Source organism: Enterococcus sp. DIV1059_2, assembly GCF_051713685.1.
In the GTDB taxonomy this organism is placed as follows: domain Bacteria; phylum Bacillota; class Bacilli; order Lactobacillales; family Enterococcaceae; genus Enterococcus_D; species Enterococcus_D casseliflavus.
This window is the reverse complement of sequence record NZ_JBIOQK010000001.1, coordinates 528934-548295: the sequence shown is the minus strand read 5'-3', so window position 1 is coordinate 548295 and position 19362 is coordinate 528934. Positions and strand designations below refer to the sequence as shown.

Genomic DNA, 19362 nt, shown 5'->3' with positions numbered 1-19362 from the left:
TCTTTTAGTCGTCTTCCCAATGGTCTATGGGCTATGGTTCAACATAGTTTTTCTTGTACAATATACTGCACTACTTTTTTGTATCGCAGTTTTAACAGCAATTTATGAACTCGGAAAACTATTAATTGATAAAACTCTAAGAAAAAGGTAGTAATGTTCAATCTATATTTTTTAGGTTGGACATTACTACCTTTTTCTTGAAGGAATTTAATAACAATAAGCCTAAAGAAGATACAAAAAGGAGCACTCCTTAGAGTACTCCTTTTTCATTATTTAATGGAAAACAGTAAGATACTAGTCAAGTCAACAGAGCTCTGAAAGTAGTGGTATACACCTATTACCCCACAGACCCTTCCATTTAACGATTTTCTATCTTAATACGCACAAATGCTGTTATATCAACAAAAAATCTCTAAAAGTTATCTTCTAAAATCCATATATTCACAACTATTTTTACAAATAGATAGTTTTTAGATAGCTTTTTTAGCTGGGGGCAATCAATTGTTCTATAATTTTTTTCTTCTTATCTTCATCAAATTTCCTTGGTAAATAAATGACTTGCTAAGGCAAGCTTGTACATAATTATATTCATATTACTTGCAGTAATTTAGTTTATGCTATAAATTAGTTAGTGCGTGCAATATTTTATGAAGAGTAGTTAGGCGGTGAAAACTTGGGGAAGTGCGCCTAATACTCTTCTTTTTTATTTTATCATTATTTCAACGTAATAGATATTATTGATTAGAAAATCGTCATAAATTGGTTGAATTTAATTAATAAAAGGTGTACAGGATTGGTCAAATGAAAATCAATAACTTTTAATGATGAAAATTGACTGTTACTACACTCTTTCAAAAGAGTAATTTACTCAATAAGCAATAGATAAAAATATCCAATCGTATTCATTTTCGTATTCAAAAACTCATTGGTCCTGGGCAAAGAGTTTTATTTTTAAAATAGAATTTTCATCGCTTCCTCAAGGTATTCTTCAAGCTTTAGAATTTTCTCAGATATTTGATGTATCTCAATGCTTTTATCACCGCTCCAGTTTAATTCTGAAAACATCTCGTCATAAACAGTTTCAGGATCATCGATATTACTTTGGCCGTCTCTACCAACATACATTGCAGTCTGAACGAATTGCACATCATCATAACTCAAACCTTCTAAATAAGAGATTAACTCTCTTTTTTTATTAAACAGGCTTGAATCTTCCTCGTTGTCACCAATCATAGACAAAAATTCATCAGTTAAATCACTATTAAAGATTTCCGGATTAATTATCCAATACTCTTTGCTATAATTTACCGCTAACTTCTGTACTTCTTTTAAAACCATCAAACGTTGATTTCCCAATTTTATTTTCACTATTTCATCTCCTAGTTTGATTTTTTATTTAAATAAATCCCATAAACTAAATGTTGTCTTCTTATAAATTTTGTTCTTTACCGATTTGGCAGGAGATTTAACAAATCCCATCCCTTTTTTGCCGTACAATGGATTGACAGACTTTTTCACTGCTCTTTTTGCTTTTCCTGTAGTTCTGGCGGAAATCGATTTCTTTATGCTTGGTTTTCTCATGCCAATCTTCATATAATAAGCTCCTTTTTATATTGATATTACCAATTAAGTATATGCTATCACTATCTGTACTTTAAGATGTCTCATATTGACCTCCTGATATGAAAGCTATAATATATTTTATTCTTTCAGAATCTCCGCAAAGTTTTTCTCTAAGAACTCCAATGTTTTTGATTTCAAAAAAAGATACTTGTCATTGCCTTCCCCTGGGTAATACACAAACCCTTCAGATGATTTTGAAATGTCGATTCTATTTCTATACCTTGGGTTTTTTAAAACTTTCTGACTAAACCAATCATATTTTCTATTTATGCGATCAAGCACTTCTTTTAACGTAATCCACCGACCTAAACTATCCGCTTGAAGCAACTCTTCATACTCAACCTTAGAAATGATCACATAATCTTCTGGCACAAGTATCTTTGCTTCCAAAAATTGTTGCATAAAAGCTCCTTTCTTTTATTTTTTCACTTTCTCAATTACATAATACCTCTTTACACATACGTAATTCAAACTTTATTTGCAAAAAAAAGACACCCAGCCGATAAGCTAGGTGCCTTGTATTTAACCTCCCACACCGGCAAGTGCCTGTTTGCTTGCACGGTAAAATTTACGGTTCATTTTGTTTAATTCGCTTGGGTTATTCGCATCGACATTCCCAATGTGGATATGTTGTTCCACTTTAGAAGGCTGTACTTTGCCGCCAATGCCTTTGCGTTTTTCTTCGTCTGATAACGGAGTAACAGTAGTCTTGCCGTTTTTGTTCGTAAGCAATTCTGGTCCGGCTTCACCTACGATCGCTTGGCCATTCAGTACATGACCGCCATCTGCCAAATAAGGCAAAGTAGAAATACTGAAGCTTTTACCGCCAACACCAGGTACCCATTTAGGAATCTTGATATTATTCAAACCACCTAAAAATCCATTAATCAAGCCGATCATTCCGTTAATTGGCGCTTTCGCCATAGCAGCGATTCCATCTAATATACCACCGAAAATATTTGCAACACCTTTCCAAGCTAGTTCCCAATCACCAGTAAACGCTCCAGTTATAAAATCTATAAATCCGGTGAAAATTCTCTTGCCTGCATCGAAAAAGTTTTGGAAATTTTGTATGATTCCTCCAAAAATATTGCTAATGTATCCGCCCATAAAATTAAATACTTCCACCGCTATATCAGAAACACCTTGGAAAAATGCATTCACACCGTTCCTAAACCATTCAACATTGTTATAAGCCCAAACTAGCCCAGCGACTAATGCGGCTATTGCTATTACAGCTACGGCAAACCATCCACCAGATAATCCGAATAATTTGCCTAGCCCACTCCACACAGTGGCCAGATCTTTAACCCCAGCGGTGATCTTAGTAACGGAACTCATAAGCGTTCCTATGACAACCAAAGCTGGTCCGATTACTGCAGCTATACCAGCGAGTGTAATAATCCAGTTCTTAGTACCTTGATCCAGAGAATCCCACCAGCCTTTGAAACTCTTCAAAGCATCGATCGCCATTTCAAAGAAAGGTAATAAGCTGATTTGGACGGATTCACCTACGTCTGCTAAAGCGAATTTTGCATTGTTCATCGCACGATTAGCCGCGTCAATAGGATCTTCCGTTTCTGCAAATGTATCAGCCACTGTACCGCCGCTTTCTTTTGCTACTTTTGCTAAATCATCCAAGGTGAACGTTCCTCGTTTGATTGCGTCAACCATTTTATCTGACCCTTTTCCAAATACTTCATTAGCAATTCTCAAAGCTTCTGTTTCGTCTTTTGCATTCAGTATTGAATCGATTGTTCCCTTTAATCCGTCTTGTAACGATAGATTGTCTTTGGCGTAAACAACTGAAGCTTTAGACATCTTGCTTAACATTGTGCTTGAGTCAACCCCAGCTTGCTCAAATTTACCAATTAAGGTCACCCCTTCATCGAAACTCAATCCTAATTGTTTGATTTGAGGTGCACCATCAATCGCCTTCTTCATAAGGTCATCAACTGATTGTCCTGTGTTCTGGGAAGTTTTGGTAGTAACATCCAATACATCGTTTAAATCATCGTAGGATAGTTCATAAGCTTCGATTGATTGTCTAGCATAAATTGCTGCTTGCGAGACATCAGTATTATTGATATCGGCATATTTCAATAGGTAGTCTGTTGAATCTTCAAGTTTTTTATCCATGAACCCAAATTGAGTATTGACTTCACCAATCGCTTCTCCGACTGTTTGTAGTTCTAAGTGAGTGTTTGAGCCAACATTTTCAAACGAGGTAGACAAACGATCAGCAACATCGCCTGTTGCGCCTGTCTTTTGTATAATAGTGTCCATAGCTTCATCAACTTCTGAGAATGCAGCTAAACCAGCAGCCCCAGCAGCCATAATCGGCGCTGTTACCCCTACTGACATCTTCTTGCCGACATTTGAAACCTTTTCGCCAGCTTCTTCAATTTTTTGTAACTTTTTGGCTGTATCAATAGATACATCACCTTGTTCTTTTAGTGCTTCATTTGTTTCATCCAAGGCGGCTTTTAATTTGTTTTGACCCGTTTCAGATTCAAGCATCTTCTTATAAAGTTTTTCAGATTCTGCTGAATACTTGCCGGTTTCTTCAACCGATTTTTCATATTGTTCACGCAAAAGTTGAGTACGCTTTTCAGCAAGCGTCAACTGGTTTTCTAATTTCTTTTTGGTAACTGTCAACTTCTCAGTTGCAGTCGCATTTTTATCCATGGCAGACATCTGATTGTTGAATTCAGTTGCTGCTAAGTTCATTTCACGATTGATCCCCTTGATCGTTTTAGAGTAATTGACTTCTCCATTTGTCTTGAAATTCAAGACAACATCGGTTTCTCTTACACTTCCTGCCATATTTTACTCTCATCTCCTTTGCATTTTCTGTCTTCTGATTGCAAGAAATTCGTCTTGCCTATTCTTCATTTCTTGTATTAATTTATCGTATTTCACACCATCTACTTCATCTCTATCTTGAAATTCATTTATTAGGAACGCACAAATTTCCATTCTTTTAGAAAGCAAAGAAAAATAGCTTTTAATATACTCTCGATTAGAACTGTTCTTCTTCTGGATCAGCCTTAAATCTCGCTCGATCGCTTTTAACTTCCGAAGCAATTCTTTAAAATTAGAAATCGTTTCAAAAGATTTTCCTAAGTCAGTTTTTACCGTGTGTTGATACCAAATGTTATCCGCCTTATCCCGCAAAAATTCTAATCTATTCATTTTTATCCCTCGCTCATTCTCTGGTTGTTAGAAAGTTCATAAATTCATCTACTTCTGGACTTCCTATTTTTGTTTTATCATTCTCGACTACCAATCTAAGCAATTCTTTAACTGCAGCAGTATATCTATTGATCATCGTGTTATATGTCTTGACTGAAGCCGATTCTTTGTAAAATTCTTGGCTGCCATTCTTGAAAAGTTCAATAGACCCATTTTTATTGATATCTTCTTCAAGTTCTGACAAAGTAACATTCATAAATGAAACTCGCTCAATCAAACCTTTGACTACTTCAGCGCTACTACTGGGTACTCCGTCCATCAATGTTGTTAGTCTTTCTTTCTCAGCCGCTATCCGTGCTTCTTTTGCTTTCTTTTTCAATGTTTGCCCCCCTCCCGTGTATGGTCCTGTGTGTTTTTCGGAGTTCCATCCCCGATTCCTAACCGATTTATTTTTTATAAAAATAACGGGGGGATAAATCAATCCCACACCGTTAATCATTTAATTTATTTTTTAATTTCAAATTTATTATCTGGCATGCCATTCAGTCTAATGATTTCATCTAAGTAGTTACTCACTGATCGTTTAACATCATGGAAATAAGAACCCAACACTGAGGCGTAGCCCCATCCTCCTTTGTAGTATTCTCGTTGAACTCTCTCCAATATGTTTTTGTTCTTAATGCCCAACACATCTATAAGTTGTTTCATTGAGCTGTTATGCGATTTGATTAACTGATCATTTAATTGGAACAGTCTAGTAGTTTCTGTTCCCAGTAAAGCAGTTACTTCAGCGAATCCTTTGTTGTCAAATAGTTCTTTTGCTTCAGACAATAAAGCAGCTTCTTTACGGTTGGTTTCATTTTTCAACTGATTGATATAATTAAGATAGATACTATTGGTGATCTCTGCACGTTCTTGGTACGCCTCGGCAATCACCTTCTCAAGATCTTCAATATCCTTATTTGCTTCTTTGTTAGCCTTGAATGTCTCTAAGCTATACTTTCCTTTTGCTGAAGCTTTCTTGTCTCTCTTTTCAACCAGACTATCTAACTCTTTCTCCAACTCATTGATATTGATATCGATCTCTTTTAATTCTTTTACCTCTGGTGTGGTTACTGTGTACTCTACTGTCATTCTTGATTCGCTCCCTTGATTTTTTCTTTGAGTTTACTTACTACTGTTTTCTTAGGTTCTTTGATCTGTGTTACTCGTTCTTTCTTATATTGAGCCAACAACTCTCTGCGGCGCTCGATGGCAATTTCATTTGTACTGTCTTCCTCGATCAGCTTATTTAATTCAACCAGCGATAGCTTTTTAATAGCATCTGGATTTTCTTCCAGCTCTTGCTTCATTTGTTGTTCTTCAAGGTATTCCTTCCATTCTCTATAGCTAAAGAAATCATCTTCTGTTTTCATTTGCCAACTCCTCTACTTTCTTACGAGTATCAGGATCTAACCCATTCGTGTTCTTTGCTACCAAGGTGAGCATTGCTTTGCGTTTAAACTCAGCGGTACAAATGCCTTTAAGCAAAACTAACTTCTTCTTATCAGCTAACACTCCATCCCGATCCTCATTTAGAGCATTCTCCACTTGTTCAGGACTTAGCCCTGTGACTTCGCACAAATGCTTCTGTTTGATTTTGCGTGTCTTCATAATCTCTACAATAGTCATTTACACTTTCCTTTCTGCTTAATCAGTCAAACCATATATCAATAAACTTTATATACTCGTCTCGAGGTTCCATTTTATTTAATCGAAGGTACATCTTTAGCTGGTTACCCTGTGTAGAGTCCTGTTTGAATCTTTTCGCTTTGGATCTATCTTGCGTGAAGACATAAGAATCTGGATCCGCACGCTTTCCCTCGATAATTTGATAATCCTTCAAATAAATAGTCCCAACGCCTAGAATGTATTCCTCAAGTTCGTCAGCATCAATTTCGATAAACTCTTTTCTCAACCGATTGAGAATAGCCTGTAATTTCGCCTCTGACTTGCTCCTGATTTTTCGATATTCAAGAACAGATATTCCTCTTCGGTCAGCCAATACCTTATCTGTTATAGGTATATAAGTTCGATAACCGTTATGCATATAACTAAAGTTGGCACCTTGTTCAGTTTCGTAATACTTCTCAGAAAGAATTAAAACATCTTCTTTTGGCAGCTCTTTTAAAGCAGTAAATAGCAAACGAGCATATCCTGCTGTATTCCCCTCTTTCAAATGATTTCTATTTACCACAAAGGCCTTCCATTGAGTGAGTATCCATTTTGGGCGAATGTCATAATCATAAACCACTATCCAAACACCTCCGCCATTAGTGCAATATTCGAAAACAAATCGTCTGTTAATTCAACCTTTTCTTGCGGCACTTCCCATTCATATCTGAACGCCATAGCTGTTTCAATCTCGTATATTTCATCGAGTGCTTTCTGTTTCAAAGATGGGCTTTCAGCCCCTTTTAAAAGGCTCTCACGTTCAGCTACAGGCAATTCATCTAAGAAGTGCATAAAATGCTTGTGCCTAAACTTCCACCGCTCTATCCGCTTGTCAATGAGCATACACGCTTCAACGTTATCTGCTACTAAATAATCAATCTTGGGAGCTTTTGCATGGATAGCAATTTCATCATAGGCAATTCCTGTGCATAGGCTTTGGCAATAAAGCTCTTGCCTGATTAATCGTTTTTCTTCTTCCAGCTTTCTGATATAAGCCTCTATGTTCAAATAGCGGTTTAAATTGTATTCACTATCCATGCTTCCCTCCTAAAAAACAGTATTCTATTATGTTGCGGTTTTGATCGTTGGTCTAGCTTGGGATTGTCATCATCTAGGACGGCTTTTTCAGCAACCGCAGTATACAGTTTTCAAAGGACAACTAATAATAAAAAACGGACACGAGACGTCTGCCATATTACTGGCTTTTTTCGTCTCATATCCGTTGGTTCTTCCTAATCAGATATTATTATTAAGTTGTCTTTATTATACCATATTTGAGCGATAAAATCTTTATAAAACGTTGATATATCAGCTTTTAAAACACTTTTTTCACTCTAATTTATTTGTTGTTTTCGTCTCATATCTGACTACTTGACCATCTTTTACGATCAGGATGATTTCCCCATATTTAGGTAACTCAACGTCCACTGTTTTTGTTTGTTTATCAATATATACTTTATCCATACTCATTGTTCATTCTCCTTATTTTGCAATTTTTAATGATTCTTGCCAGTTTTTTAGATCTGCTTGCTCAATATTCGTGATTGTTTGTTCCATGCTCTTAAATTGGTTCTTGAAAGCTTGAAGACCAATAGTCCGTTCAGCTTCGTTGGTAGCGATAAACATGCCGCCTTCGTATCCTCTGACAGAAACAATAGGCACTCCTTTTGCTCGCAGCATTTGAATAACTGCTTTTACGTCTCGTTCGTCCAGATCAATAATAGAGCATATATCTGGTACTTTAATTTTCCTTTCAAACCCTCTCGGAATTAATTCAAGTACCGATTGTTCAATAATCGTAAGTTCTTCCATTACATGCCTCCGCTCATTTTTTTAATTTTCCTCAAACATTGGATAGTCATTTGGATAGAGATTATGACTTTTGAAATCCAAATCGTTTCTTGTAGCTAACTTGATAATGTAACCAGTTTTTTTAAACGGTGAATGTGGGTTAGTGCAATGCGCCACCCTCATTCCATCTTTCTTTCCGTGAAAATGCCATTTCGAACAATACGGACACCAAACTGCATATTGTGATCCTGTATCATAAGCGATTAAAATTGGGTATTTTCTTTCATTTTTATTGGTTTTCAGTGTTTTCACTCCTATCTTCTTTGCGTGTGTATTCCTTAGATAAATATAGCCGAACCGTCCGAACCGTTAGTACAAAACCCTGATTTATCAACATTTCCACTGCTGTTTATTATCGAACCACTAAGTACCTAAACCGAACCATACCGAACCATTAAGTACCTATTCATTTGTTAGAAAATTCTGGTTCGGGTTGGTTCGATTTTTTTCTTGGTTGGTTCGACTTCAGAACACTGCTATACCAACGTTTTCCAAAACCGGTTCGGATGATTCGGTATTTTTCACTTCTTCCAGACACATACTCAGTCTTCGATCGAAATATATTGCTTCAAAAACAAATGAATGTAACGTTTCATTCGCTGATTTTCTACTCTTGGGTTCTTTTTATAAATCCCTATTTTTTCAAGTTGCTTAGTAAACTTCGGTTGAGATAGTTCTTTGAGGTTTTCCCTGAAACAAAAATTTCTATATTCTTCGTATATCATTTTAGAAGAATCTCCCTCACTTGATTCCATGTCAACCTCGCACACTTCTTCAATGAACCTCATGATATGATTCGATTCTTTCAACCATTTATCTTTCGCTTGATTCATCTTGTCTGATACAGTCAGTTCTTTGCGGTCTAGCGCTTCTTTAAACATACTTATGCAATAGGTGGCGAATAGTGGAATCTCTTTCTCGATAGCATTTAAGTCGTGCTTAGTTTTAAAGCTTTCGTCTATCACGCAATCAAAAGGAACTACATATAAGCGCCTCTCAAAACCGTGTGTGAAGTCATTGAACGCTGGCAACTCATTCGCTGAAAATATCAACTTCGCAAAATTCACAAACATAAAGTGATCTTTTCCTTTAAACTCAGCAGATAAACGATCCCCACCAGTGAGGGCTTTGAGTAGCCCTGTTGACTTGAGAAACTCGGAATCAACATCCGCAAACAGATTGGCTTCTTTCTGAAATAGGTTGGCACCAGCAAAACGATTCTGTTTATTACCCAATTCTTGAAGCGTCATATTGCTGGTATTGTCCTTACCGATGACTTTTGTTAGAAAATCTAAGAAAGTGGATTTACCATTCTCGCCGCTCCCTTGCAAAATCGTTATGGTTTGAAAAGGTGCATAACTTCGATAGAAACAGTATCCTATGATTTCCATTAAATGCTGTGCGCTTTTTTCATCACCAGTCAAATCTCGCAGCCATTCGATTGCCTTCTCTGGCTTCAAATTCGATTTCGGATCTACAACATAATCATGACTTTGAAGAATATAGTCTTTAGTATCGTGCGGTTTCAATTCTCCAGTTTTAATGTTGTAAGTTCCGTTTTTAAAATTGGCCAGATACGGCTTGCTATTGTTAAAAGGATTTTCTTTCATAGTCGGGTCAAAAATCTTAATCATGATGAACTTTTTTGTTTCGCCTAGTTTTTGCTGGCTCCACTTATTGAAAGCTTCCAATTTGTCAGTGATATAACCGTCTAAAAAGTCGCTTAAACTATCAATTCGCCATGATCCTGTTTTTTTATCAAACCTCGCACCGTAGAGCAAACCATTTGTTCGGATCATTGGTATCTCGTTCATAATTTCATAACCTAACTTAGAAGCATTTACTTTAGTGTTTCCTTTTTCATCTGTGTAAATCCAAGAAGGCAGTTTCTTTTCTTCGCCAATCTTCTTTTTTTGTAATTCTTGTAACTCAATAATTTCACTCAATTGGCTCCCAACTCCTTCTTTGCTATCGAATAAAATGTTTCCTCCACTTCTTTTTCAGATAGCGGTTCTGAAAAGTATCGATTGGCGACTTTAACTAATTCGAATACCGCCTTTACGTCTACCGCTCTTGCTAGCAAACCTCCTGTGATTTGAGCAATGCGATTGTTGCGGTTTCCTTCTTCGCATCCGCATACAATGCTTTCGAATAATTCGGTCGTTGTATTCCTATATCTTGACCCGCCTTTTTTGAATTGGCTTGTGTTTTTGTACAATTTTCTTGAAGTTACGCCTCCTGTGTCTTGCTTATAGTCTTTCAGCCAAAGTTTTGCGGCATCTAAGCCATCAGATATGGGAAATAATTTTTCTCCGCCATGGACAATAATTTGTTCTTGCTTAGTATATTGTGTCAACACTGGTAGTAACTGCATTTGCGACCAGGTAAGGTTTGACTGATCCGCATTGTGGATAATGCCATCCAGTATTTTATTTGAAAAGAAGTAAATCAGTAGCTTGTATTCTTGTTCATTCACTGGTTTATCCATTGGAATAACTAACCGATAACGCACGCCTTTTAACCCATGACTAACACTTGGATAAAGAACATAAGCAAACTTGGCTAGTTTTTGTTTGATGGCAGCTATCAAATCAATTTCAGATACGGTCACATCATCTAAATCTAAAATTAGGCAATCTCGATTGATTAAATTTTCATTTTTTCGTATCAAGGCCTTCATTTCACCAGCTATGAACCCATCAATTACAATCGTTTTTAATTTCTTCTGTTCTTCAGGATCATCAGAAACATTGACTTTAATCGGTGTATATTCTGAAAAGAATTGAATAATGCTTTTATCAATTGGTGGTTCCATAATGGATGGCCGCACTTTTCCTATATAAATCATTCGAAGCACCTCCGCTTACTGTTTTTTTGGTTCTACTTCAGCAAGCCATTTGTGAAGTGCAGAATCGTCATCAAGCTTTCCACCAATTTGGACGAAAACTTTCTTTATATGAGGAAGAACGAATCCCATTTCTAAGTCAAACTCTCCAGGCGTGTATCTAACTACATTCATGTTCCCAATATATTTATTAGTTATTTCCATCATTTATACCCCTCCTATACTGGATAAATTTCATCAGAGACAGCTTGTATTTGCCCTCGGATATTTTCTGAAGCTTCACCTATTTCATCTAGCACTCCAGTTCCCAATTGTTGATTTAAAGAAAATGTATCTTCAGTTACTCGTGAATATTCGATATTCTCGATAAGACGCTCGATGATTTTTAAGTCATTTACTCTTGCTGCAAGGTTCTTAGAACTGGCCAGTAACTTCTTTTCATTCATTGTTAGATCCTCCTTGTTCCAAGTTGATCGCGTAACCCTCAGTATCAGCTGCATGTCTTCCTGATAACTCTAAAATAGATACTAGCAATGCATTTGCCATGTTTAAATCTTCTGTAGTAATAGTTCCTTGCATCGACATTTGATTGTCAAAAAAAGCTTTAAACCCCTTCAAAGCAAAGTCAACATTAAATGCATCAGTAACTAAATTTTCAATTCCTAAAATATTTTCCATATTAAGTGCGCTCCATTCTCTAATTGTGATATACTAGAGAAAAGAATAATAGGAAATATCCTATCGTGTAGCCATTTGCTAATTCCGCCAAGAATTTGATAGCAAGGGCTTTTTCTTTTCCCCATCCATAGTTTTTTTAATCCACTTCTTTTAAACTTGGAAACTGACTTTCTAGCCATGGGATCATGACCGCTAAATTTTTTCTTGCTTGTTCTTCGGTTAAATTAGCTATTTGATTTTGAAGAACAATTAGATCAGCGTAAAGTCGTGCATTCTCTTTTTCAGCTTCCTTACACTCTTTCAAAATACCTTCTGCTTCTTCTACAATTTCACGTACAGAAAAATTCTTGTACTTCTTAGGTATCCAAACTAATTTCAGCATTTCAATCCTCCAATTAGTAATTCTATTGTGACTACCACTTGACTAACCGGCTTTCTCTTGCCCCCAGCGACTAATTAAATTTCAAATTGTGCCATCCATTCATCTACTCTTTTTCGATTACAACGCTTTGTTTGATTAATGGTAGAAACGGGAAAATTTAACTCTTTGATAAATTTAGATAAATTGGATCGTGATACTTGTAGATAATCACAAGTCGTTTCTAAGTCCATCCACTCACCATAATTCCGTTTCTCAACTTCACGCTGCATTGTTTCCGCCCACACACGACTAGCAACTTCTGTTAGTTGTTGCTCGATAGTCGGGCTTAAATCTACTTCTAACTTCATTAGCATTCACCTACCTCAAAAAATATTCAGTTTACATATATTAACGAATGTTGTAAACTATACATACATAGTAAAACATGAAAGAATATCTGTCAACTGTATATTCTATTTTTTCTAAAAAATGTAATGTACACCTTCAGAAAGGAGATAATAATGCTATACTTTAAATTGGATAAATTAATGGATGAAAGAAATCTAAGTATTAACAAAGTTTCTTCGGAAACAAAGATTTCAAGACCAGCTCTTACGGCAATGTACAATAACGAGTCACGGGGGGTTCAATTTGAAACCCTCGAGAAACTGATGGAATACTTGAACGTATCATTGGATGAATTAGTAGGTGAAAGAATAGACCAAAATATGTTCATTTTCAAAACAACCGTTTCAAAAGAAAACTTAATTAAAGCAGAAAATGACGACATAGAAGCTAGGGAAGACGGTTATATTGAGGTCAAACCTTCTCAAGCACTTCCTTATGATGCTGTCTTAATGGAAAATGAAAAAATCGGAAAAAAATTTAACTTTGTTGTTTACCCTATAGACAATATAGGACAAAACTCTCCGTATCCTTTCAAACAAGAAAAAAAAATAACGACATTACTGATTGCTTTTTATAGGACTGATGAACACGGTAAAAAGCTTGAAATTGGTGATATAAATACTTTCTTGGGTAATCTAAATACTGATGCTTCTATCAGTTTATGTCAGCATATATTCGATTCTTGGTTTTCTATATATAAGTCATTAAAAAAAGAGGCAGAAAATGTGTTATCTGATTTTTTACTTTTTGATATTGGAATAATGGAAAGGAAAACTAGAATACCTTTAATTGCTAAAGTAGAGAAGAAAGCCAAAGGCTCTGGAGTATTACTAAATTTTGATACTTTTAAAAATGAATCTAAAATTAGAGGTAACGATAAGTATTCTTCTTCTCTAGAATTCAAAGAAATACCTGGCGACATGCAAATACCTTAATTTTTTTAAAACTAACCTCCATCACTTGCCCCCAGCAGTACCAGGAGGGAATAATATTGGCAAAATTTGAACAATATAAAGATAAAAACAATAAAAGAAAATGGTTATTCAGTGGATATGTTGCTACTGATCCTATTACAGAAAAAAAGATTGTCACCACTCGTAAGGGTTTTGACACCAAAGCAGAAGCAAGTCTTGAGTTTGATAAATTGAAAGCAAGCATTCTAAAAGGCTCTAAAAAGAAACGTACAATCACATTCCAAGAGCTGTATGACGATTGGTTGGAACAACACCGAAAAAGCGTTAAATCTTCTACAGTAGCCACCAATAGACGGTTTATTGAAGGTCATGTATTGCCAAAATTCGGCAAGTTAAAACTAGACCAAATAACCGTTTCTTTTTGTCAAAAATGTGTGAACGAATGGCACGACAAATACAAGCAATATCACTATATAAGACGTGCTACTGCTCAGGTCATGAATTATGGCGTATCTATGGAATTAATGGAAAGCAACCCCATGAAAAAGACGATTCTTCCACGCAAAAAAGAAGAGGAAAAGAAACCTAACTTTTATAGTAAAGATGAATTACACGAGTTTATGATATTCGTTAAAACGCTTGACAACTATAAATACTATGCCTTCTTCCGTTTACTTGCTATTACTGGCATGCGTAAATCAGAAGCGTTGGGGCTTTATATTAAAGACTTGAACATATTCAACAAGACACTAACAATAGGTAAAACGATAGCCATTGATGAATACGATCAAGTTGTTTTACAGACACCAAAAACAAAAAATTCATACCGCACCATCAGCTTAGATGATGAAACGATACGAATTTTACAAAAATGGTTCAGTATTCAAAAAGAAGATTATTTCAAACTCGGGTTTAATACTTCAAAGGCAAAGCAGCTCATGTTTAGTAATATGAGTAATGATTTATATTATCCGCAAGTAGTAAACGATTGGCTTGATTGGATTTATGACAAAGCAGAAAAAGAAGGCTTAACTCTAAAAAGAATAAGTCCTCATGGTTTTCGACATACTGCTTGTTCGCTTATGTTTGAAGCTGGCGCAACGATTAATGAGGTTCAGAAGCGCTTAGGCCATAAAGACGTAAAAACAACCATGAACATTTATAGCCATGTTACACCGCAACAAGCAGAAAACACCAGCCAGAAGTTGGCAAACTATTTAGGTTTCTGACAAATAGATAGTTTTTCGGATAGCATTTATGAGATTGAAGGCAAATAAAAAGCCAAGAACGCTATAATATCAACGTTCTTAGCCTATAGTTAGGTTTTAACCTACACTGCCTTCCATCTCATAACTAATCAACCGGTTCAATTCGACTGCGTATTCCATCGGTAATTCTTTGGTGAATGGTTCGACGAATCCCATGACGATCATTTCGGTTGCTTCGCTTTCGGAGAGGCCGCGACTCATTAGGTAGTATAGTTGTTCTTCTGAGATTTTGGAGACTTTGGCTTCGTGTTCTAGGGACACTTGGCTGTTGTGGATCTCATTGAATGGGATGGTATCGGATTTCGATAGATCATCCATGATGATAGTGTCACACTCGATATGGGAGATAGAGCCTGCGCTCTTCTTGCCGAAGGTGACTTGTCCACGGTAGTTTACTGCACCGCCGTCTTTAGAAATTGATTTTGAGACGATGGAGCTGGAGGTGTTTGGTGCGTTATGGATCATTTTTGCACCAGTATCTTGGATTTGGTTGGCACCTGCAAAGGCAATGGAAAGCATCGTGCCCCGTGCGCCTTTGCCATCAAGATACACACTTGGGTATTTCATGGTTGTTTTGGCACCTAGGTTGCCATCGATCCATTCAACGGTTGCACCTTCTAAGGCTTTGGCCCGTTTGGTTACTAGGTTGTAGACGTTGTCTGACCAGTTTTGAATGGTGGTGTAGCGGCAATAAGCGTCTTTTAGGGTAAAAATTTCAACGATGGCTGCGTGCAAACTATTGCTTGAATAGGTTGGGGCGGTACAGCCTTCGACGTAATGGACGCTGGCGCCTTCGTCAACGATGATCAATGTGCGTTCGAACTGACCGGTATTTTCGGCATTGATTCGGAAATAGGTTTGTAATGGCACATCGACACGAACGCCTTTTGGTACATAGATAAAGGTACCACCTGACCAAACGGCTGAGTTTAAAGCAGCAAGCTTGTTATCGGTTGGTGGGACTAATTTTGAAAAGTATTGTTTGAACAGCTCAGGGTATTCCTTCAAGGCTGAATCGGTATCGGTAAAGACGATGCCAAGTTTTTCAAACTCTTCTTTCATGTTGTGGTAAACGACTTCTGATTCGTATTGGGCAGAAGCGCCGGCCAGGTATGCCCGCTCGGCTTCTGGAATACCAATGCGCTCAAAGGTCTCTTTGATTTTTTCTGGTACGTCATCCCAATCACGGGCAGGACGATCACTTGGTTTTTGGTAATATTTGATGGCATCAAAATCGATGTCAGACAGGTCTGGGCCCCAGTTTTGCATGGGCATCTTGTTGAAGGCTTCAAGAGACTTCAAGCGGAACTCAAGCATCCATTCTGGCTCTTGCTTGACCCGTGAGATTTCACGGACGATGTCTTCGGTCAATCCTTCGCCGGTACTAAAAACAGGCTGCACGTCATCGTGGAAGCCAAATTTATATTCTTCTAATTCGGGTACACCCATGGTTCTCACTCCTTTTGTAGTGCGGTTGTCTATTCGCTGGTTTCTTCAGTGTCAGATTCATTGGCGTGGCTGTGACTGACAGATGCTTGTGTACTGTCGGCAGCAATGGCTTTTTCTAATGCTTTCCAAGCTAAAGTCGCACACTTGATGCGTGCAGGAAACTTCGCCACACCTCCAAGCATGGAAGCATCGCCTAAGCGATCGCTTTGGGGAATGTCGTTTCCTTGGACGAGCTCAGAAAACAAGCCTGATAGTTCACCAGCTTCTGCTAGTGTCTTACCGATAATCGCATCCCCCATCATGGATGCACTGGCGGTACTGATGGAACAGCCTTCGCCAGTAAACGCGATATCTTTGATGGTGTCTCCTTCGACAGCGAGCTCCAAGTGGATCACGTCGCCACAGGTAGGGTTATTCAATTCGACTTTGTACGTTGAATCATCCAAGGTGCCCCGATGATGTGGGTGGCTGGAATGATCCAGAATGACTTGTCGATACAAATTATCTAATTTCGTTAGTGCCATGTTGGAAAAACTCCTTCGTCAGCTTGATGGCGTCAACCAGTCGATCGGCGTCCTCTCTTGTATTATACAGGTAAAAGCTGGCCCGTGCAGTCGCTGGGACTTGCAAATAGCTCAAGAGGGGTTGGGCACAATGATGACCTGCCCGTACCGCGATGCCTTCCATGTCTAAAGCGGTGGCAACATCATGAGGATGGATGCCAGCTAGATTAAAGGCGATCACTCCCGTGCGTTTTGCTGCTTCTTGGGGGCCATAGATGGTCAAGCCTTCAATGGCTTGCAGTTTTGGCAAAACGTAAGCAGCTAAGTCTGCTTCATGGGCGTGGATGTTTTCTAAGCCGGTTTCTGTTAAGTAATCCACCGCTGCACCTAAACCGATCGCACCGGCAATATTTGGTGTACCAGCTTCAAATTTCCACGGCAGTTCTTTCCACGTGCTTTCTTGCAGATGGACAAAATCGATCATTTCCCCGCCAAATTCGACGGGCTCCATCTGATCCAGCCATTGCCGTTTGCCGTACAAGACACCGATACCAGTTGGTCCGCACATTTTATGGCCAGAAAAGGCATAGAAATCACAATCCAGTGCTTGGACATCAACTGTCATATGTGGAACAGCCTGAGCACCATCCACTACCATGACGGCTTGGTGCTGATGCGCCAATTTGGTTAGCTCCGCAATCGGATTGATCACGCCTAAAACATTGGAAACGTGAGCGATCGAAACGATAGCGGTTTTTTCAGTGATCTGTTTCTTGGCATCTTCCATGTCCAAGGTGCCTTCTGGCGTCAGCTGGATATATTTCAAGGTAGCTTTTTTTCGGGCTGCTAATTGTTGCCAAGGGATGATATTGGAATGATGTTCCATATAGGAAATCACGATTTCATCGCCTTCATTGACAAAACGGTCGCCGTAGCTGCGGGAGACCCAATTTAAACCAGTGGTCGTCCCTCGAGTAAACAGCACTTCCGCCGTTTCATTCGCATGGATAAAGCTGCGCACTTTTTCCCGCGCGCCTTCATAGGAATGGGTCGCCCGTTCTGCGAGGCTATGGACCCCACGATGAACATTGGCATTGTCTTGATGGTAATAATCGGTGATCGCCTGCAGCACCGCCTCTGGCTTTTGCGTAGTGGCGGCATTGTCGAGGTAGATCAATGGTTCGTCATTTACGAGCTGATCCAAGATGGGAAACGCTTGTTTCACTTTTTGGGCATCGATCATGCGAGTAACTTCCCTTCGATAACGGCAACCAATTCTTGTTGCACTTCTTTGACTGGGATCGCGGTCAAGACGGAGCCTAAGAAACCACGAATCACCAAACGTTCCGCTTCTGCTTTGCGCAGCCCGCGACTCATCAAGTAGTACATTTCTTCTGGATCGACCCGTCCCACACTGGCTGCGTGTCCGGCGGTTACTTCGTGCTCATCGATCAAAAGGATTGGGTTGGCATCGCCCCGGGCTTGATCAGAAAGCATCAAGACACGACTTTCTTGTTGCGCGTCCGCCCCTTTGGCTCCTTTTAAAATGTGTCCGATACCGTTAAAGGTTAAGACGCCGCGTTCTCTAATGACGCCGTGTTGCAGGATATGGCCAATGGAATGCGGTGCTTTGTTGGTGACGCGAGTGTCGATTCCTTGTGTTTGACGCCCAGCACTGATGGCGACCGCTTTGACTTCCGAATGCGCGCCTTCGCCTACAAGATCAGAATCAAAGTCCGCCACGACGTCGCCGTCATTCATGACTCCAATTGCCCAATCTACCATCGCATCTCGTAATACGTAGCCGCGACGATTCATGTACGTAGTAATGTTGACACCTAACTGATCAATCGCAGAGAATTTGACCTTCGCACCTGCTTTGGCAATCACTTCCACTACGATATTGCCAGACAGTTTTTTCGCTTGGTCGCCTTTGGTTTGGAAACGTTCCAAATAGCTGAACTCACTGTGCTCATCAGCAACGATCAAAATGTGTTTGAAGAAATGCGCTTGACTATTGCCATTGTGATAGAAAATCGCTTCAAGGGGTTCTTCGATCACCACGTTTTTTGGTACATACAAGAACATGCCGCTATTCATAAACGCCGCATGTGCTGCGGTCATTTTGTCTTCATCCATTGGCACTGCTTTGGTCATGTAGTATTGATTGACCAACTCTGGTACTTCTTTCATTGCTGTAAACAAGTCGGTAAAGATCACGCCTTTGTCGATCAACTCTTGCGGTAATTGCTCAAAGATGGTGGTGTCATCGAACTGAACGAGGGTCGGATGGTTATCCATCGCGTCAAAGGCGGGAACTGCGCCTGCCACTTCTTCTTCTGACAAAGCGTACTCACCAGCAAGTGCTTGTTCGTCGATATTGAACAATGGCCAACGCTCGTAACGCACCCGCTCGATTTTTGGAAACGCAAGTTCATCCACTTTCGCAAGGGCTGCTTGGCGTAATTCCAACATCCATTCAGGCTCTTCTTTTAACGCTGAAAAAACGTTGACTTGTTCAAGATAATCCTGTAATTTTGCCATTTACCTTGCC

Annotated in this window: 27 protein-coding genes; 2 read left to right on the top strand and 25 right to left on the bottom strand. The window is 38.7% G+C overall.

The window, feature by feature from the left end; genetic code table 11:
* Positions 1 to 951: 951 nt before the first annotated feature.
* The 21 genes from IGI72_RS02630 to IGI72_RS02530 all read right to left on the bottom strand — a co-directional run bounded on the left by IGI72_RS02630 (position 952) and on the right by IGI72_RS02530 (position 12634).
* Positions 952 to 1368, bottom strand: coding sequence for a hypothetical protein (locus tag IGI72_RS02630; protein WP_086269373.1), 417 nt, complete (start codon positions 1366 to 1368; stop codon positions 952 to 954).
* A gap of 24 nt (positions 1369 to 1392) precedes the next feature.
* The gene (locus IGI72_RS02625) at positions 1393 to 1593 is read right to left on the bottom strand and encodes a hypothetical protein (RefSeq protein WP_029487044.1); all 201 of its coding nucleotides are present in this window, start codon (positions 1591 to 1593) and stop codon (positions 1393 to 1395) included.
* Positions 1594 to 1701: 108 nt separating this feature from the next.
* Entirely contained in the window at positions 1702 to 2025 is a 324-nt protein-coding gene (locus IGI72_RS02620; protein WP_086269374.1) for a DUF771 domain-containing protein, read from the bottom strand.
* A gap of 120 nt (positions 2026 to 2145) precedes the next feature.
* Entirely contained in the window at positions 2146 to 4449 is a 2304-nt protein-coding gene (locus IGI72_RS02615) for a phage tail tape measure protein (protein ID WP_438752957.1), read from the bottom strand.
* A 9-nt stretch (positions 4450 to 4458) separates the two neighbouring features.
* On the bottom strand, positions 4459 to 4818 hold the full coding sequence (locus IGI72_RS02610; RefSeq protein WP_438752955.1) for a hypothetical protein: 360 nt from the start codon (positions 4816 to 4818) through the stop codon (positions 4459 to 4461).
* A gap of 13 nt (positions 4819 to 4831) precedes the next feature.
* Complete coding sequence (locus IGI72_RS02605) at positions 4832 to 5197, bottom strand: hypothetical protein (RefSeq protein WP_010749671.1); 366 nt, start codon at positions 5195 to 5197, stop codon at positions 4832 to 4834.
* A gap of 125 nt (positions 5198 to 5322) precedes the next feature.
* A complete protein-coding gene (locus IGI72_RS02600) occupies positions 5323 to 5952 on the bottom strand; it encodes a hypothetical protein (protein WP_225001459.1) in 630 nt (209 codons plus the stop codon).
* Positions 5949 to 6233, bottom strand: coding sequence for a hypothetical protein (locus IGI72_RS02595; protein ID WP_216448641.1), 285 nt, complete (start codon positions 6231 to 6233; stop codon positions 5949 to 5951). Before IGI72_RS02595 ends, IGI72_RS02600 begins: the two co-directional genes overlap by 4 nt.
* Positions 6217 to 6489: a hypothetical protein gene (locus IGI72_RS02590; protein WP_317745569.1), complete on the bottom strand. Its 273-nt coding sequence runs from the start codon at positions 6487 to 6489 to the stop codon at positions 6217 to 6219. Before IGI72_RS02590 ends, IGI72_RS02595 begins: the two co-directional genes overlap by 17 nt.
* 22 nt (positions 6490 to 6511) lie before the next feature.
* Positions 6512 to 7111 (bottom strand): hypothetical protein, encoded by a 600-nt coding sequence (locus IGI72_RS02585; protein WP_438752951.1) that lies wholly within the window; start codon positions 7109 to 7111, stop codon positions 6512 to 6514.
* Positions 7111 to 7569 (bottom strand): hypothetical protein, encoded by a 459-nt coding sequence (locus IGI72_RS02580; protein WP_311950875.1) that lies wholly within the window; start codon positions 7567 to 7569, stop codon positions 7111 to 7113. Before IGI72_RS02580 ends, IGI72_RS02585 begins: the two co-directional genes overlap by 1 nt.
* Positions 7570 to 7860: 291 nt before the next feature.
* Positions 7861 to 8001 (bottom strand): hypothetical protein, encoded by a 141-nt coding sequence (locus IGI72_RS02575; RefSeq protein WP_185079678.1) that lies wholly within the window; start codon positions 7999 to 8001, stop codon positions 7861 to 7863.
* Positions 8002 to 8013: 12 nt separating this feature from the next.
* Complete coding sequence (locus IGI72_RS02570) at positions 8014 to 8343, bottom strand: hypothetical protein (protein WP_003128325.1); 330 nt, start codon at positions 8341 to 8343, stop codon at positions 8014 to 8016.
* Between the two features lie 21 nt (positions 8344 to 8364).
* Positions 8365 to 8634, bottom strand: coding sequence for a hypothetical protein (locus IGI72_RS02565; RefSeq protein ID WP_311950879.1), 270 nt, complete (start codon positions 8632 to 8634; stop codon positions 8365 to 8367).
* A 290-nt stretch (positions 8635 to 8924) separates the two neighbouring features.
* Positions 8925 to 10328, bottom strand: a complete 1404-nt coding sequence (locus IGI72_RS02560; RefSeq protein WP_311950882.1) for a DNA primase family protein — start codon at positions 10326 to 10328, stop codon at positions 8925 to 8927.
* A complete protein-coding gene (locus tag IGI72_RS02555; protein WP_311950885.1) occupies positions 10325 to 11230 on the bottom strand; it encodes a primase alpha helix C-terminal domain-containing protein in 906 nt (301 codons plus the stop codon). Before IGI72_RS02555 ends, IGI72_RS02560 begins: the two co-directional genes overlap by 4 nt.
* A gap of 15 nt (positions 11231 to 11245) precedes the next feature.
* Entirely contained in the window at positions 11246 to 11434 is a 189-nt protein-coding gene (locus tag IGI72_RS02550; protein ID WP_270788201.1) for a hypothetical protein, read from the bottom strand.
* Positions 11435 to 11445: 11 nt separating this feature from the next.
* The gene (locus IGI72_RS02545) at positions 11446 to 11673 is read right to left on the bottom strand and encodes a hypothetical protein (RefSeq protein WP_311950888.1); all 228 of its coding nucleotides are present in this window, start codon (positions 11671 to 11673) and stop codon (positions 11446 to 11448) included.
* Positions 11666 to 11905, bottom strand: coding sequence for a hypothetical protein (locus IGI72_RS02540; RefSeq protein ID WP_311950890.1), 240 nt, complete (start codon positions 11903 to 11905; stop codon positions 11666 to 11668). Before IGI72_RS02540 ends, IGI72_RS02545 begins: the two co-directional genes overlap by 8 nt.
* A gap of 136 nt (positions 11906 to 12041) precedes the next feature.
* The gene (locus tag IGI72_RS02535; RefSeq protein ID WP_311950892.1) at positions 12042 to 12287 is read right to left on the bottom strand and encodes a hypothetical protein; all 246 of its coding nucleotides are present in this window, start codon (positions 12285 to 12287) and stop codon (positions 12042 to 12044) included.
* Positions 12288 to 12361: 74 nt separating this feature from the next.
* Positions 12362 to 12634 carry a hypothetical protein gene (locus tag IGI72_RS02530; RefSeq protein ID WP_311950894.1) on the bottom strand — a complete coding sequence of 91 codons (273 nt, stop codon included), beginning with the start codon at positions 12632 to 12634 and terminating at the stop codon, positions 12362 to 12364.
* Between the two features lie 126 nt (positions 12635 to 12760).
* Here IGI72_RS02530 and IGI72_RS02525 point away from each other — a divergent pair, with 126 nt between their 5' ends.
* Together IGI72_RS02525 and IGI72_RS02520 are read left to right on the top strand one after the other, a co-directional pair.
* Positions 12761 to 13609, top strand: coding sequence for a helix-turn-helix domain-containing protein (locus IGI72_RS02525; RefSeq protein WP_438752945.1), 849 nt, complete (start codon positions 12761 to 12763; stop codon positions 13607 to 13609).
* A gap of 56 nt (positions 13610 to 13665) precedes the next feature.
* Positions 13666 to 14817, top strand: a complete 1152-nt coding sequence (locus IGI72_RS02520; protein WP_311950899.1) for a tyrosine-type recombinase/integrase — start codon at positions 13666 to 13668, stop codon at positions 14815 to 14817.
* Between the two features lie 96 nt (positions 14818 to 14913).
* Here IGI72_RS02520 and sufB read toward each other — a convergent pair whose 3' ends face one another.
* From sufB to sufD, 4 genes are read right to left on the bottom strand one after another with little or no spacing between them, the layout of a single operon-like run.
* On the bottom strand, positions 14914 to 16305 hold the full coding sequence (gene sufB / locus IGI72_RS02515; RefSeq protein ID WP_005232103.1) for a Fe-S cluster assembly protein SufB: 1392 nt from the start codon (positions 16303 to 16305) through the stop codon (positions 14914 to 14916).
* 29 nt (positions 16306 to 16334) lie between these two features.
* A complete protein-coding gene (gene sufU, locus IGI72_RS02510; protein WP_005232105.1) occupies positions 16335 to 16829 on the bottom strand; it encodes a Fe-S cluster assembly sulfur transfer protein SufU in 495 nt (164 codons plus the stop codon).
* On the bottom strand, positions 16807 to 18051 hold the full coding sequence (locus IGI72_RS02505; RefSeq protein ID WP_438752942.1) for a cysteine desulfurase: 1245 nt from the start codon (positions 18049 to 18051) through the stop codon (positions 16807 to 16809). Before IGI72_RS02505 ends, sufU begins: the two co-directional genes overlap by 23 nt.
* Complete coding sequence (gene sufD, locus IGI72_RS02500; protein WP_086299074.1) at positions 18048 to 19352, bottom strand: Fe-S cluster assembly protein SufD; 1305 nt, start codon at positions 19350 to 19352, stop codon at positions 18048 to 18050. The genes IGI72_RS02505 and sufD overlap by 4 nt, the downstream gene beginning before the upstream one ends.
* Positions 19353 to 19362 lie beyond the last annotated feature (10 nt).